We start from the raw sequence: 15769 nt of genomic DNA, 5'->3' as shown, positions 1-15769 counted from the left end.
CACGCTGCCGTTCATTTCTCGCCACAATCGCCATGACCTTCTAACCTGAGATGGCAGGCAGGCCACACAGGAGGCCGCTTGATGTGCCAAGAGAAGGGCAATGGAGGGCAACCTGCCGTTGGTTGCCTCAAGGAGTGAGGACATTTTCCAGTATGCAGCCGCTCATGAATCCCAAGCACCCCGGGTTGTCGGTGCGCGTTGTCGATGAAGGCTTCGCTGATTACATCTGGGGCAGTGATTTCAGTTTCGAGGTCAGCGCCTATGGCACGGCGCAGATCGGCAAGCCCGTGAGCCAATGGCCCGTCACGCCCATTGTCCCGTACAGCAAGTGCTACGGCATCGATCCCGAGGAGTTCAGCAGCTTCCACGGTGCGCCCGACAGCGAGATCTTCATGGCCTACCTCGACGACCTGCCCGTCGGGCACCTGGTGGTCAGCACCAACTGGAACGGTTTCGCCCACATCGACGAACTGGCAGTGCACGCCCCGGCCCGTCGTCATGGGGTGGCCAAGGCCCTGCTCGATGTTGCCCAATTCTGGAGCCGCAAGAAAAAGCTGCCGGGGATCATGCTCGAAACCCAGAACAACAACTTGGGGGCGTGCCGGCTCTATGAGCGCTGCGGCTATGTGCTGGGAGGTATCGATCACCTGCGTTATCGCGCCATAGACCGGCACACCGCCGAAGTGGCGTTGTTCTGGTACCGGTTGTTCGACGATCCGCTGGGGATGTCGATCAGTGGCTCAGCAACGCCTCGGCTTGTTCCGTAGCCAATTCCAGCAGCGACTGGATGGCCGGCGCCGCAGGCGTGCCATTCAGGCTCAAGGCGTAGAGGTTGATGGGCACGGCGGGTGACACCGGGCAAACGTCCAGCCCGCCACCCTTGGCGCCCGAGGCGGTGAACGGGTCGACGATGGCCAGGCCTTCGCCGGCCTCGACCATGGCGCGCATCATCTGATGGGTCTGCACGCGGATCTGGACCACGGGCGCCGGCCGCAGGGCCGCCAGTTTGTGATCGAACGCGGGACTCAGCGGGTCATGGCCGTCGAGGCCCAGCAGCGATTGTCCGGCCAGGTCTTGAAGCGAAATGTATTTCTGTCGGGGTTGCAGCCAGCCGTGGGGCGCCAGCAATTGCAGCTTGCCCTGGGCGATGACCTGGCAATGGATGTCGGGATGCTCGGGGTCGTGCAGGCTCAGTCCCAGGTCACTTTCTCGCAACAGCAGGCTCTGGACGATCTGGCGGGTCGGTTCGCTGAGCAGGGTGCAAGGCACATCCGGATAGCGTCGGCGCAGGGCCGTGATGGTCCGGGGAAGCAATTGCTGGGCAAGGGGCGGGGCGCAGATGATGCGCAAGGGCGGTGCCTGGTAGTGCCTGAGGCTGCTGGCGAGTCGTTGCACCGGTTCGAGGGCGTCATACACCCGTGTCATGGCGTCGCGCAGTTCGAGGGTTTCCCGAGTGGCCTGCAAGCGTCCGCGCACACTGGCAAACAGCATGAAGCCCAGTTGAGTCTCGGCATCGCGCAGGATCGCCTCGACCTCCGCCACTGGCAATTGCAGCCATTCGGCCGCGGTGCCGAGGTGCCCGGTCTGCAGCAGCGCCTGGATCACTTCGATGTGGCGTAAACGCATGCGAGAAGTCCATGTTCGGCGGATGAGCCATTGAGTGGCCGAATCCTAACCCAAGTCCGGGCTTGACTTCTGTTTATCGTTATAAGGCGATTTGCGTTTCGGGTTCGCGGATCAATTCAACTCCTGATTGCACCAGCAAGAAGCGGTCTTCGTCGAGTTTGTTGACTCGATCGCCAATGGCCAGCCGATAGGTGGTGACAGGCTCCTTGCCGTGTTCGTCCAGTGTCGATTCCTGGAATTCATGCACCGAATAGACGCGACCCTCGGCGTCTCGCGCATGAAATTGTCCGACAAGTACTGCTGCCATTGCTTAGAACCTCTGGAAATAGATCACTCGATTTGCGGTTCTGTAGACCCTGTCCAAGCGCGGTAAGTTTTCCTACAAGAAAAAAATAGTCCAGCTGACCGGTTTTCGGCTTTCCGCTGGTCCAATAGTGCGCCCGATCATCTATAACTACAGGCTCCCTTGAACCCAAAGTCGAGATGCAGTCCATGAGTAATGTCTATACGGTGGCCGTTTTGGTGGGAAGCCTGCGCAAGGCCTCGATCAACCGCAAGGCAGCGTTGGCGCTGGCTGCGCTGGCGCCGCCTGGCTTGAAGCTGGAAATTGTCGAGATCGGCGAGTTGCCGCTCTACAACGAAGACATCGATGTCACGCCACCGCCGGCCTATAGCGCGTTTCGCCAGCGTGTCGGCGCGGCGGATGCGCTGTTGTTCGTCACTCCCGAATACAACCGTTCGGTGCCGGCGCCGTTGAAAAACGCCATAGACGTCGGTTCGCGTCCCTACGGCAAGAGTTGCCTGAGCGGCAAGCCGGGCGCGGTGTTCAGTGCCTCTCCGGGCGCCATCGGCGGCTTTGGCGCCAACCATCATCTGCGCCAATCGCTGGTGTTCCTGGACGTGCCCTGCATGCAGCAGCCGGAAGCCTACCTCAGCAATGCCGGAGCAGCGTTCGACGAAGCCGGCAATCCGTCAGAGACGGTGAAACCGTTCTTGCAGACCTTCATCAATGCCTATGCCAAGTGGGTCGAGCAACACAAGAAGGCTTGAGGTCTCGGAGCCTTGGGCAACGGTTATGGCGAAAGGGCGCGGCGCGCTCGCCATAACCCGCCCCCGCGCCGGCCGCTGGGCCTGGGCTTTACCCGGCACTCGAAAATCCCTATCTTCCCTGCGCTTGACCCTACCTCCGTTCTCCATCTTCGACGCCTTGATAGCGCGTCGCTGTCTTCAAGGCTTGCGTAAATGCTGATCGCTTCATTGATTTTCCTGCTGACCATGACCCTGGTGATCTGGCAGCCCAAGGGGCTGGGCGTGGGCTGGAGTGCGACGTTGGGCGCGCTGCTGGCCCTGCTGAGCGGGGTGGTACAGGTCAGCGACATTGCCCTGGTGTGGCACATCATCTGGAATGCCACCGGTACCTTTGTCGCGTTGATCATCATCAGCCTGTTGCTGGATGAGGCAGGGTTCTTCGCCTGGGCCGCACTGCACGTGGCTCGCTGGGGCAAGGGCAGTGGGCACAAGTTGTTCGCCTTCATGGTGCTGTTGGGCGCCCTGGTGTCGGCGCTGTTCGCCAACGACGGGGCGGCGCTGATCCTGACGCCCATCGTGATTTCGATGCTGCTGGCCTTGCGCTTTTCCCCCGCGGCCACCCTGGCGTTCGTCATGGGCGCCGGTTTCATCGCCGACACCGCGAGCCTGCCGCTGGTGGTCTCGAACCTGGTGAACATTGTCTCGGCGGATTTCTTCGGCATTGGCTTCAACCGCTACGCCGCGGTCATGGTGCCGGTGAACCTGGTGGCCGTGGCCGCCAGCCTGGCCATCCTGTTGTGGTTCTTCCGGCGTGACATCCCGCGTGACTACGACCCGCATCAACTGGACGATCCGGCCAGTGCTATCCATGACACGGCCACTTTCTACGCCGGCTGGGTGGTGCTGGTGATTTTGTTGCTGGGGTGCTTTGCCCTCGAGCCGCTGGGCATTCCCATCAGTGCGATTTCGGCGGTCTGCGCGGCATTGCTGCTGGCCGTCGCGGCCCGCGGGCACAAGATATCCACCCGCAAGGCGATGAAGGAAGCGCCGTGGCAGATCGTGATTTTCTCCCTGGGCATGTACCTGGTGGTCTACGGCCTGCGCAACGCCGGGCTCACGGGCTACCTGGCCCACTGGCTCGACCATTTCGCCGAATATGGCGTGTGGGGTGCGGCCATGGGCACCGGGGTGCTGACGGCGTTGCTGTCGTCGGCCATGAACAACCTGCCGACGGTGCTGGTCGGCGCCTTGTCCATCGATGCCAGCCAGGCCACCGGCGTGGTGAAGGAGGCGATGGTCTATGCCAACGTCATCGGCAGCGACCTGGGCCCGAAAATCACCCCGGTCGGCAGCCTCGCAACCTTGCTCTGGCTGCATGTACTGGAACGCAAGAACATCCGGATCGGCTGGGGGTATTACTTCAAGGTCGGGATTGTGCTGACAGTGCCGGTGTTGTTGGTGACGCTGGCGGCGTTGGCTTTGCGGTTGTCCTTCTAGACCGAGGTGAATTCATCGCGAGCAGGCCCTGGCAAACACTGGAGAACTCAGGCGTTGCCCGGCACATCCGGCCAGCGATCCGCCACCAGGAACACCCGCTCGGCCTCTTCCCACTCACCCCCGGCATTTTCCGTCAGGCGCACCATCAATTGCGCGGGCGCCAACGGGTCGAGGGCCGCTCGCCAGGCGTCCAGTTGCACGGCGCTCCAGGTCTGTTCTGCCGGGTAATGCGCCGGTGCCAGCCAGGCGGCGCGGGGCAGGGGTTGCCAGCGACCGGGCGGGCGCTGGGCGATGAACGCCGGCCAATCACGTTGATGCAGCCAACTGCCGCGCAGGTGCCTCGGGTGCGCGCCGGCCGGCGGTTCGGCCAGGCCAGGCCAGGGGTACAGCAAATACCCGCCGAGCCAGAGTTCGGAGCGCAGCTGTTCGATGTCCTCGGGCGCGATGCCCAGCGTTGCGAGGACTTCGCGGCTCTCCGGGCGAGCCGAGATCGGCAGTTGGTGCTCGCGCAGGTGCGCCAGCTTGCGGTCGAGCCGGTCATGGCAACCGGGTCCGAGCCATTGCGCGGCGTCCCGTCCGTTACCGGCCTGGGGGCCGAGGTACAACTTGATCGCCAGTTCCAGGTGGTGGAGGCCTTCGTCGTCGCGCAGCAGCAGGTCGAGTTCGCCCAGGGTATGGCCCTGGTGTCGGATCGGCAGGTTCGCGGCGATCAGTTCGATGCCCGGTGCGTGCTGCACGGCAAACTGCCACAACTTTTCGTAATACAGGCCCAGGCGCCGCGTCCGCCCCTGGGCCAGCCAACGCAGGAGCGGGTAGCTGTCGCGGTCCAATTGTCGCAGCCAGTGTTCCAGGCGATCCGGCTCGCGCACCCAGCTGCTGCCGCTCAGGGGATGGCGCTGGGGCCAGGGCGTGTCGATGAGCATCGGCGGGGCCAGTATCGCCCACGCCAGGTCGCGCACTTCAGGAGGGCGCAGGCGGCGGGGCAGGTCCAGCAAATCAGGGAACAGGATCATGTGGCGAGCATAGCTGTTGCGCGCAAGGCTTAAAGAATTTTGTCTATGGAGCGCTTTCGCCCATAATCGTGCTTTTCGCCCGCCGCAGACCTTCGCAGGAGCCTCATGGAGCAATTTCGCAATATCGGCATCATCGGTCGCCTGGGCAGTTCACAGGTGCTGGAGACCGTTCGCCGTCTCAAACGTTTCCTCCTGGAGCGGCACCTGCATGTGATCCTCGAAGATACCATCGCCGAAGTGTTGCCGGGCCATGGCTTGCAAACCTCGTCGCGCAAGATGCTCGGCGAAGTCTGCGACATGGTGATCGTGGTCGGCGGCGACGGCAGCCTCCTGGGCGCCGCGCGGGCCCTGGCGCGGCACAACATTCCGGTGCTGGGGATCAACCGTGGCAGCCTGGGCTTTTTGACCGATATCCGCCCTGACGAGCTGGAAACCAAGGTCGCCGAAGTACTGGACGGCCACTACCTGGTGGAAAACCGCTTCCTGCTGCAAGCCGAAGTACGCCGTCACGCCGAGGCTATCGGCCAGGGCGACGCGCTGAACGACGTGGTGCTGCACCCTGGCAAGTCCACGCGCATGATCGAATTCGAGCTGTACATCGACGGCCAGTTCGTTTGCAGCCAGAAGGCCGACGGCCTGATCGTCGCCACGCCCACCGGTTCCACCGCCTACGCGCTCTCTGCCGGTGGCCCGATCATGCATCCCAAGCTCGACGCTATTGTAGTTGTGCCCATGTACCCCCATACCTTGTCTGGGCGACCCATCGTGGTCGATGGCAACAGTGAGCTGAAAATCGTCGTGTCCAAGGATATGCAGATCTACCCGCAAGTGTCCTGTGACGGCCAGAACCATTTCACCTGCGCGCCGGGTGACACCATCACCGTCAGCAAGAAAGCGCAGAAGCTGCGCCTGATCCATCCGCTGGATCACAATTACTATGAAGTCTGCCGGACCAAGCTCGGTTGGGGCAGCCGGCTGGGGGGTGGAGGCGACTGATGCTCGATCCTGCGCGCAGTTACGACCTGATCGGCGATGTGCACGGATGCGCCCTGACCCTGGAACACCTGCTGGACCGGCTCGGTTACCACAAGCAGGGCGGGGTCTGGCGGCATCCGTCGCGCATGGCCGTGTTCCTGGGAGACATCATCGACCGTGGCCCGCGCATCCGCGAGGCGCTGCACATCGTCCACGACATGGTCGTGGCCGGCCAGGCGCTGTGCATCATGGGTAATCACGAGTTCAATGCCCTGGGCTGGAGCACGCCGGCCTTGCCAGGCAGTGGCCAGCGCTACGTGCGCGAACACACGCCGCGCCATGCCCGCCTGCTTCACGAAACCCTGACCCAATTCGAGCAGCACCCGGGCGACTGGCACGACTTCCTCGAGTGGTTCTACGAACTGCCGCTGTTTGTCGATGCCGGCCGTTTCCGTGTGGTGCATGCCTGTTGGGACGCCGGCCTGATCGAACCGTTGCGGGGCCTGTTCCCGAATGGCTGCGTCGACGAACACTTTCTCCAGGCCTCGGCGCAGGCGGGCAGTTTCGCCTGCACGGTGTTCGACCGCTTGCTGCGCGGCACGGACATGCGCTTGCCCCACGGCATGACGCTGACCGGTGGCGACGGCCTGACCCGTTCGTTCTTCCGCACCAAGTTCTGGGAAGACGACCCGCAGACCTACGGCGACATCGTGTTCCAGCCCGATGCCTTGCCGGAGCCGGTGGCGCGTACGCCGCTGTCGCCGGACGAGAAGAACAACCTGCTGCGCTACGGCGAACATGAGCCGATGTTGTTCGTCGGCCACTATTGGCGCAACGGCAAGCCTGCCCCGATCCGCTCGAACCTGGCCTGCCTGGACTACAGCGCGGTGCTCTACGGCAAGCTGGTGGCCTATCGCCTGGACCAGGAAACCCGCTTGGACCCGCACAAGTTCGTCTGGGTCGATGTCGAGCGGCCGGAGGTGGTGCGATGAGCGCCGTCGCGGTCTTGCGCCTGCCCCTGGCGGCGGACCTGAGTGGTTTCGTCAAGCTGTTGCAGCGCATGCAGGTGCCTCATCGGGTCAGCGAAGAGGCGGGCGAACAGGTGCTTTGGGTCCCGGACGAAATCAGCGAAGACGTGCGCGCCCTGTACGCCCGCTTTCCGGACGGCGATCCCGAGCAGCAACTGCAATTGTCGGCGACCGGCAGCACGCCCCGACGCGCGGGTTTCGTCGAGCAGTTGCGACGCAGCCCGGTCACTGCGCTGGTGTTGTTGCTCAGCGTTATCGTTGGCGCCGTGACCCTGCTGGGGGAAAACCTGGAGACGCTGCGCTGGCTGACTTTCCTGGAGTTTCACGTCGTCGGCGACTACATCCAGTTCACGCCCCTGGGCGACAGCCTGGCGGCCGGCCAGTGGTGGCGCCTGGTGACGCCGATGCTGATTCACTTCGGCTTCCTGCACATCGCCATGAATGGCATGTGGTATTGGGAGCTGGGGCGGCGGATCGAAGCGCGCCAGGGCGGCATCAACCTGCTGGGGCTGACCTTGTTGTTCAGCCTCGTGTCGAACTTCGCCCAGTATGTCTTCAGCGGCGCGACCCTGTTCGGCGGCTTGTCCGGCGTGCTGTACGGCCTGCTGGGGCATTGCTGGATCTATCAACTGTTGGCGCCGAACCCGGCCTATCACTTGCCCCGAGGGGTGCTGGTGATGATGCTGGTGTGGCTGCTGCTGTGTCTGTCCGGGCTGGTCTCGATGATCGGCTTTGGTGAAATTGCCAATGCGGCCCACGTCGGCGGGTTGCTCGTCGGCTGCTTCACGGGCTTGTTGGGCGGGCTGTTCGCTCGCCGTAGAATGGCCCCTTGATGGGCGCCTGTGCCTCTTGAAATGCGCGATCGCGCGGAGAATCCATGTCCTCGTTCAACGAAATGATCAACAACATCACCCCTGACATCTACCGCAACCTGAAGCTGGCGGTGGAAATCGGTAAATGGGCCGATGGCAACAAGCTCACCGCCGAACAGCGCGAATTGTCGCTGCAAGCGATGATCGCCTGGGAGATCCAGAACCTGCCCGAAGACCAGCACACCGGCTACATGGGCACCCAGGAATGCCATTCGAAGTCGACTGAAGTGCCGAACGTACTGTTCAAGTCGGATGCTGTCCATTGATCGAGATTGGTCGCGGTGCAATCAGCAAGATGTCGGCGCGCCTGGACGGGCCGACGGTTCAATACGCGTTTCGCCTGGATGATGTCGAGGTGCCGGTCAACCCATTGATCGGCAGCACGGTGCGCCTGGAGTTTCTCGGCGCGATCCACTGCACCCATTGCGGGCGGCGGACCAAGACCAGTTTCAGCCAGGGGTATTGCTACCCGTGTATGACCCAGCTGGCCCAGTGCGATCTGTGCATCATGAGCCCCGAGCGTTGCCATTACGATGCAGGCACGTGCCGTGAGCCGGCGTGGGGCGAGCAGTTTTGCATGACCGATCATGTGGTCTACCTGGCCAACTCCTCGGGCGTGAAAGTCGGCATCACCCGTGCCACGCAACTGCCCACCCGCTGGTTGGACCAGGGCGCCAGCCAGGCGCTGCCGATCCTGCGGGTCGCCACGCGCCAGCAGTCGGGGTTCGTCGAAGACCTGTTTCGCAGCCAGGTGGCGGACAAGACCAACTGGCGTGCCTTGCTCAAGGGCGACGCTGCGGCGGTGGACCTGCCCGCGATCCGCGACGCCCTGTTCGACAGCTGCGCCGAGGGTTTGCAGGGCTTGCAGGAACGATTCGGCCTGCAAGCGATCCAGACCATAGCGGACGTCGAGCCCATCGAGATCCGTTATCCGGTGGAGCAATACCCGACCAAGATCGTCAGCTTCAACCTGGACAAGAACCCGATCGCCGAAGGCACGCTGCTGGGGATCAAGGGCCAGTACCTGATCTTCGACACCGGTGTGATCAACATTCGTAAATACACGGCCTACCAGCTCGCCGTGCATCAGTAGAAGGATTCGACTCATGCGTACCGAACAACCGAAGATGATTTACCTCAAGGACTATCAGGCGCCCGAGTACCTGATCGACGAGACGCACCTGACCTTCGAGTTGTTCGAGGACCACAGCCTGGTCCATGCGCAACTGGTGATGCGTCGCAACCCCGAGCGCGGTGCCGGGCTGCCGCCGCTGGTGCTCGACGGCCAGCACCTGGAGCTGATGTCGGTCAAGCTCGACGACGCCGACCTGGCGCCGGGCGATTATCTGCTGGACGACAACCACCTGACCTTGCAGCCCAAGGCCCAGGCCTTCACCGTCGACACCAGCGTCAGGATCCACCCGGAAACCAACACCGCCCTGGAAGGCCTGTACAAGTCCGGCAGCATGTTCTGCACCCAGTGCGAGGCCGAAGGCTTTCGCAAGATCACCTATTACCTCGACCGTCCGGATGTGATGAGCAAGTTCACCACCACCGTGGTGGCCGAACAGCACAGCTACCCGGTGCTGCTGTCCAACGGCAACCCGATTGCCAGCGGTCCCGGCGAAGATGGCCGGCACTGGGCAACCTGGGAAGACCCGTTCAAGAAGCCCGCCTACCTGTTCGCCCTGGTGGCTGGTGACTTGTGGTGCGTCGAAGACACCTTCACCACCATGACCGAGCGCAGCGTGGCGCTGCGCATCTACGTCGAGCCGGAAAACATCGACAAGTGCCAGCACGCCATGACCAGCCTGAAGAAATCGATGCGCTGGGACGAAGAGGTGTACGGGCGCGAGTACGACCTGGACATCTTCATGATCGTCGCGGTCAATGACTTCAACATGGGTGCCATGGAGAACAAGGGGCTCAACATCTTCAACTCCAGCGCCGTGCTGGCCCGCGCCGAGACCGCCACCGACGCTGCGCACCAGCGGGTCGAGGCCATCGTCGCCCACGAATACTTCCACAACTGGTCGGGCAACCGCGTGACCTGCCGCGACTGGTTCCAGCTGTCGCTCAAGGAAGGTTTCACGGTGTTCCGTGACGCCGGGTTCTCCGCCGACATGAACTCCGCCACCGTCAAGCGCATCCAGGATATGGCGTACCTGCGCACCCATCAATTCGCCGAAGACGCAGGTCCCATGGCGCACCCGGTGCGTCCGGACAGCTTCATCGAGATCTCCAACTTCTACACCCTGACCGTGTACGAAAAGGGTTCGGAAGTGGTCGGCATGATCCACACGCTGCTGGGGCCTGAAGGCTTCCGCAAGGGCAGCGATCTGTACTTCCAGCGCCATGACGGCCAGGCCGTGACCTGCGACGACTTCGTCAAGGCCATGGAAGACGCCAACGGTGTCGACCTGTCACAGTTCAAGCGCTGGTACAGCCAGGCCGGCACGCCACGGCTGGTGGTCAGCGAATCCTATGACGCCGCGGCCAAGACCTACAGCCTGACCTTCAACCAGAGTTGCCCGGCGACCCCGGACAAGATGCCAAAGCTGCCGTTCGTGATTCCCGTGGAGCTGGGGCTGCTGGATGGCAAAGGCGCGGAGATCCCGTTGCGCCTGGCCGGCGAAGCGGCGGCAAGCGGCACGTCGCGCGTGATCTCGGTGACCGAGGCCGAGCAGACCTTCACCTTTGTCGACGTCGCTGAAAAGCCGTTGCCATCGTTGCTGCGCGGTTTCTCGGCACCGGTGAAACTGAGCTTCCCGTACAACCGCGACCAGTTGATGTTCCTGATGCAGCACGACAGCGACGGCTTCAACCGTTGGGATGCCGGCCAGCAGTTGTCGGTGCAGGTGCTGCAAGAGTTGATCGCCCAGCATCAGCAGGGCGAGACGCTGGTGCTGGACCCGCGCCTGGTCAGCGCGCTGCGCACCGTGCTGTCGGACGAATCCCTGGACCAGGCCATGGTCGCGGAAATGCTGTCGCTGCCAAGCGAAGCCTATCTGACCGAGATCAGCGAAGTGGCGGACGTCGAGGCGATCCACGCCGCCCGCGAGTTCGCTCGCCAGCAACTGGCCGATAACCTGTTCGAAGCCCTGTGGCTGCGCTACGAGGCCAACCGCGACCTGTCCAAGCGCACGCCGTATGTGGCCGAGGCCGAGCATTTCGCTCGCCGTGCGTTGCAGAACATTGCGCTGTCGTACCTCATGCTCACCGACAAGCCTGAAGTGCTGAGCGCGACCCTGGAGCAGTTCGACAGCGCCGACAACATGACCGAGCGCCTCACGGCGCTGGCGGTGCTGGTCAACTCGCCGTTCGAAACCGAGAAGGCCAAGGCCCTGGCAGTGTTCGCCGAACACTTCAAGAGCAATCCGCTGGTCATGGACCAATGGTTCAGCGTGCAGGCCGGCAGCCCCTTGCCGGGCGGCCTGGCGCGGGTCAAGGCGCTGATGGAGCATCCGGCGTTCAATATCAAGAACCCGAACAAGGTGCGGGCGCTGATCGGTGCATTCGCCGGGCAGAACCTGATCAACTTCCATGCGGCGGACGGTTCGGGCTATCGCTTCCTGGCGGATCTGGTGATCCAGCTCAACGGCTTCAACCCGCAGATCGCTTCGCGGCAACTGGCGCCACTGACCCGCTGGCGCAAATACGACAGCGCCCGCCAGGTGCTGATGAAGGCTGAGCTGGAACGCATCCTCGCGTCGGGCGGGCTGTCCAGCGATGTGTTCGAGGTGGTGAGCAAAAGCTTGGCGTAAGTGCGCTGCGCGTTGCCTTTTGTGGCGAGGGAGCTTGCTCCCGCTGGCCTGCGATGAAGCAGGCCCGGCCTTGATTCACTTTGCCTGGGTAGGGCAGGTGAACCGGTACCGGGAGTCCTTCGGCCTCCAGCGGGAGCAAGCTCCCTCGCCACATTTATCATTATCGCGAATGTCTTGCGATTCACCCTTGGCCGATCCCCCCAATGGTTAACAAAAGATAACGTGGCGTCGATTGTCAGACCTTTCGAAAGCCCGATAGGATAGGTTCGCTTGCTAGGGGCTCTAGATTGCAGGTTTGCGGGCTATGTTTGCGAGCCATGTTCGCGGGCTATGCTCGATCACCGGCAAGTTGCAGGAGTCTGCTTGCGGTGCCCTTAAGGGTTGAATGACCTGACAATAATAATGGGGGAATGGTCTATGAATGAGCCGGTCATGGCGGTGGGCCGCTGTCGCCCGCCCATGCTGCGCAGGGCGGCGTTGCTGGCCTCGGCGCTTTCGCTGCTGCTGGGCTCTGCGGTGTTGTCGGCGCCGGCAATGGCCGTTGCGGCGTCGACGTCCGATGTCATCTACGCGGTCGAATCGGCCAAGGCCAGCAAGACCCTGATGCTGGATGTGGTCCATGCCGGCCAGCGCCTGGTGGCGGTCGGTGATCGCGGGCATATTGTCTATTCGGACGACCAGGGCCGCTCCTGGACCCAGGCCAAGGTGCCGACCCGCCAACTGCTGACCGCCGTCTTTTTCGTCGACGACCAGCACGGCTGGGCCGTAGGGCATGACGCGCAGATCCTTGCCAGCGACGACGGCGGCCGCACCTGGACCAAGCAATTCGAAGCACTCAACCGTGAGGCACCGCTGTTGGACGTCTGGTTCAAGGACGCCAGCAACGGCTTTGCAGTGGGTGCCTATGGCGCGTTGTTGCAAACCACCGACGGCGGCAAGCACTGGGAAGACGCCAGCGACCGACTCGACAACGAAGACCAGTTCCACCTCAACGCGATTGCCGCCGTGAAGGACGCCGGGCTGTTCATCGTCGGCGAGGCCGGCAGCATGTTCCGCTCCGGCGACTGGGGCCAGACCTGGGAAAAACTCGAAGGCCCTTACGAAGGCTCGCTGTTCGGCGTCATCGGCACTGCCGAGCCTTCGACCCTGCTGGCCTACGGCCTGCGCGGCAACCTTTATCGCTCCACCGATTTTGGCGACACATGGGCGCCGGTCGAGCTCAAGGCCGCCCGGGGCACCCTGGAATTCGGCCTGTCCGGCGCCACGCTGTTGCCGGACGGTTCCATCGTGATCGTGGGTAACGGCGGCAGCGTCATACGCAGCACCGACGACGGCCAGACCTTCAGCGTGTTCAACCGCCCGGATCGTATTTCCGTGTCGGCCGTCACGGCGGCGGGTAACGGCAACCTGATCCTGGCCGGGCAGGGCGGCGTGCGCGCCACGACGCCCACCGGCGCCGAACTGAGCCAGTGAGCCGGGCACAATAACAAGAAGGCGGACCCCCATGAGCAGTCATCACCAAGACAAGGCGACGTTCCTCGAACGCCTGATTTTCAACAACCGCCCGGCAGTGATCGTCATTTGCCTGCTGGTCAGCCTGTTCCTGTTCTGGCAGGCAACGCTGATCCGGCCGTCCACCAGTTTCGAAAAAATGATTCCCCTCAAGCATCCCTTCATCGAGAAGATGCTCGAGCACCGCAACGACCTGACGAACCTGGGCAACACCGTGCGCATTTCCGTGGAAGCCACCAACGGCGACATCTTCTCCCGGGACTACATGGAGACCCTGCGCCAGATCCACGATGAGGTGTTCTATATCTCCGGGGTCGACCGCTCCGGGCTCAAGTCGCTGTGGAGCCCGAGTGTGCGCTGGACCGAAGTCACCGAAGAGGGCTTTGCCGGCGGCGAGGTAATTCCCCAGAGCTACAACGGCTCGGCCGACAGCCTGGAGCTGTTGCGCAACAACGTACTCAAGTCTGGCCAGGTCGGGCGCCTGGTGGCCAACGATTTCAAGTCGAGCATTGTCGACATCCCATTGCTGGAGTCCTATCCCGACCCGCAGGACCAGGGCAAATTGCTCGCCCTGGATTATCAGAAGTTCTCCCACGAGCTCGAAGACAAGATCCGCCACAAGTTCGAAGCCCAGAACCCCAACGTGCAGATCCATATCGTCGGCTTTGCCAAGAAGGTCGGTGACCTGATCGACGGGCTGATCATGGTGGTGCTGTTCTTCGGCGTTGCTTTTGTCATCACGCTGGTGCTGCTGTATTGGTTCACCCACTGCATGCGCAGCACCATCGCGGTGCTGAGCACCACGCTGGTGGCGGTGGTCTGGCAGCTGGGGCTGATGCACGCGGCCGGTTTCGGCCTGGACCCGTACTCGATGCTGGTGCCGTTTCTGATCTTCGCCATCGGTATTTCCCATGGCGTACAGAAGATCAACGGCATCGCCTTGCAGTCCAGCGAGGCGGACAACGCCCTGACCGCAGCGCGGCGCACCTTCCGCCAGTTGTTCCTGCCGGGGATGATCGCAATCCTGGCGGACGCCGTCGGCTTCATCACCTTGCTGATCATCGACATCGGTGTGATTCGCGAACTGGCCATCGGCGCCTCCATCGGTGTGGCGGTGATCGTGTTCACCAACCTGATCCTGCTGCCGGTGGCGATTTCCTACGTTGGCATCAGCCGACGCGCCATCGAGCGCAGCAAGAAAGACGCGACCCGCGAGCATCCTTTCTGGCGCGGGCTGTCGAATTTTGCCAGCGCCAAGGTCGCGCCGGTGTCCATTGCCCTGGCGGTGATCGCCTTCGGCGGTGGCCTCTGGTACAGCCAGAACCTGAAGATCGGCGACCTGGACCAGGGCGCGCCGGAGTTGCGTCCGGACTCGCGCTACAACCAGGACAACAATTTCATCATCAGCAACTATTCCACCAGCTCCGATGTGCTGGTGGTGATGGTCAAGACCAAGGCCGAAGGCTGTTCGCGTTATGAAGCCATGGCGCCCATCGACGAGCTGATGTGGAAGATGCAGAACACCGAGGGCGTGCAGTCGGCCATCTCCCTGGTGACCGTGTCCAAGCAGATGATCAAGGGCATGAACGAGGGCAACCTGAAGTGGGAAACCTTGTCGCGCAACCCCGACGTGCTGAACAACTCCATCGCCCGGGCCGACGGCCTGTACAACAACAGCTGTTCGCTGGCGCCGGTGCTGGTGTTCCTCAACGACCACAAGGCCGAGACCCTGGACCGGGCCGTGAAGGCGGTGCAGGCGTTTGCCCAGGAAAACAACCGCGACGGCCTGGAATTCATCCTGGCCGCCGGTAACGCCGGCATCGAAGCGGCCACCAACGAGGTGATCAAGGCGTCGGAACTGACGATCCTGATCCTGGTGTACATCTGCGTGGCGACCATGTGCATGATCACCTTCCGTTCCTGGGCCGCGACGCTGTGCATCGTGCTGCCGCTGGTGCTGACCTCGGTGTTGGGCAACGCCCTGATGGCCTTCATGGGCATCGGCGTGAAGGTCGCGACCCTGCCGGTGGTGGCGCTGGGGGTGGGGATCGGCGTGGACTACGGCATCTACATCTACAGCCGCCTGGAAAGTTTCCTGCGGGCTGGTCTGCCGTTGCAGGAGGCGTACTACCAGACGCTGAAATCCACCGGCAAGGCCGTGCTGTTCACCGGCCTGTGCCTGGCCATCGGGGTGTGCACCTGGATCTTCTCGGCCATCAAGTTCCAGGCGGACATGGGGCTGATGCTGACGTTCATGTTGCTGTGGAACATGTTCGGCGCACTCTGGCTGCTGCCGGCGCTGGCACGGTTCCTGATCAAGCCTGAGAAGCTGGCGGGGCAGAAGGGGAATTCGTTGTTTGCTCATTGATCGAGTGAAGCATCACCGAACCTTGTGGCGAGGGAGCTTGCTCCCGCTGGGCCGCGCAGCGGCCCCAATGCAGTTGAACACGGTC

14 protein-coding genes are annotated in these 15769 nt (G+C 62.8%); 11 read left to right on the top strand and 3 right to left on the bottom strand.

All coding sequences use genetic code 11. The features are described 5' to 3' along the window. Positions 1-152: 152 nt before the first annotated feature. Entirely contained in the window at positions 153-767 is a 615-nt protein-coding gene (locus ACODSJ_RS18290; RefSeq protein WP_489103069.1) for a GNAT family N-acetyltransferase, read from the top strand. Here the strand turns inward: ACODSJ_RS18290 and ACODSJ_RS18285 are convergent. Beyond that, positions 733-1626: a LysR substrate-binding domain-containing protein gene (locus tag ACODSJ_RS18285; RefSeq protein WP_489103068.1), complete on the bottom strand. Its 894-nt coding sequence runs from the start codon at positions 1624-1626 to the stop codon at positions 733-735. The genes ACODSJ_RS18290 and ACODSJ_RS18285 overlap by 35 nt on opposite strands. 79 nt (positions 1627-1705) lie before the next feature. Next, on the bottom strand, positions 1706-1933 hold the full coding sequence (locus ACODSJ_RS18280; RefSeq protein ID WP_489103067.1) for a hypothetical protein: 228 nt from the start codon (positions 1931-1933) through the stop codon (positions 1706-1708). Positions 1934-2118: 185 nt separating this feature from the next. On the opposite strand from ACODSJ_RS18280, the gene ACODSJ_RS18275 reads away from it, so the two are divergent. Together ACODSJ_RS18275 and ACODSJ_RS18270 are read left to right on the top strand one after the other, a co-directional pair. Beyond that, positions 2119-2676 (top strand): NADPH-dependent FMN reductase, encoded by a 558-nt coding sequence (locus ACODSJ_RS18275; protein ID WP_489103066.1) that lies wholly within the window; start codon positions 2119-2121, stop codon positions 2674-2676. A gap of 192 nt (positions 2677-2868) precedes the next feature. Continuing rightward, positions 2869-4152 (top strand): arsenic transporter, encoded by a 1284-nt coding sequence (locus ACODSJ_RS18270; protein WP_489103065.1) that lies wholly within the window; start codon positions 2869-2871, stop codon positions 4150-4152. A 47-nt stretch (positions 4153-4199) separates the two neighbouring features. Here the strand turns inward: ACODSJ_RS18270 and ACODSJ_RS18265 are convergent, their stop codons facing one another. Beyond that, entirely contained in the window at positions 4200-5165 is a 966-nt protein-coding gene (locus ACODSJ_RS18265; protein WP_489103064.1) for a DUF1853 family protein, read from the bottom strand. Positions 5166-5270: 105 nt separating this feature from the next. Between ACODSJ_RS18265 and ACODSJ_RS18260 the strand changes: the two genes are divergently transcribed. From ACODSJ_RS18260 to ACODSJ_RS18225, 8 genes are all read left to right on the top strand, one after another. Further along, positions 5271-6161: an NAD(+) kinase gene (locus tag ACODSJ_RS18260; RefSeq protein WP_260961339.1), complete on the top strand. Its 891-nt coding sequence runs from the start codon at positions 5271-5273 to the stop codon at positions 6159-6161. After that, complete coding sequence (locus ACODSJ_RS18255; RefSeq protein ID WP_489103082.1) at positions 6158-7132, top strand: metallophosphoesterase; 975 nt, start codon at positions 6158-6160, stop codon at positions 7130-7132. The genes ACODSJ_RS18260 and ACODSJ_RS18255 overlap by 4 nt, the downstream gene beginning before the upstream one ends. After that, entirely contained in the window at positions 7129-8001 is an 873-nt protein-coding gene (locus ACODSJ_RS18250) for a rhomboid family intramembrane serine protease (RefSeq protein WP_489103063.1), read from the top strand. Before ACODSJ_RS18255 ends, ACODSJ_RS18250 begins: the two co-directional genes overlap by 4 nt. A 44-nt stretch (positions 8002-8045) precedes the next feature. Next, positions 8046-8306 (top strand): YeaC family protein, encoded by a 261-nt coding sequence (locus ACODSJ_RS18245; protein WP_489103062.1) that lies wholly within the window; start codon positions 8046-8048, stop codon positions 8304-8306. Continuing rightward, positions 8303-9133, top strand: coding sequence for a DUF2797 domain-containing protein (locus ACODSJ_RS18240; protein WP_489103061.1), 831 nt, complete (start codon positions 8303-8305; stop codon positions 9131-9133). Before ACODSJ_RS18245 ends, ACODSJ_RS18240 begins: the two co-directional genes overlap by 4 nt. A gap of 13 nt (positions 9134-9146) precedes the next feature. Further along, a complete protein-coding gene (gene pepN / locus ACODSJ_RS18235) occupies positions 9147-11804 on the top strand; it encodes an aminopeptidase N (RefSeq protein WP_489103060.1) in 2658 nt (885 codons plus the stop codon). A 417-nt stretch (positions 11805-12221) separates the two neighbouring features. After that, entirely contained in the window at positions 12222-13277 is a 1056-nt protein-coding gene (locus ACODSJ_RS18230; protein WP_489103059.1) for a WD40/YVTN/BNR-like repeat-containing protein, read from the top strand. Between the two features lie 31 nt (positions 13278-13308). Next, complete coding sequence (locus tag ACODSJ_RS18225) at positions 13309-15684, top strand: efflux RND transporter permease subunit (RefSeq protein WP_489103058.1); 2376 nt, start codon at positions 13309-13311, stop codon at positions 15682-15684. Positions 15685-15769 lie beyond the last annotated feature (85 nt).

This window comes from Pseudomonas sp. FG6 (assembly GCF_057809015.1).
This window is presented reverse-complemented; position numbering and strand designations above follow the sequence as displayed.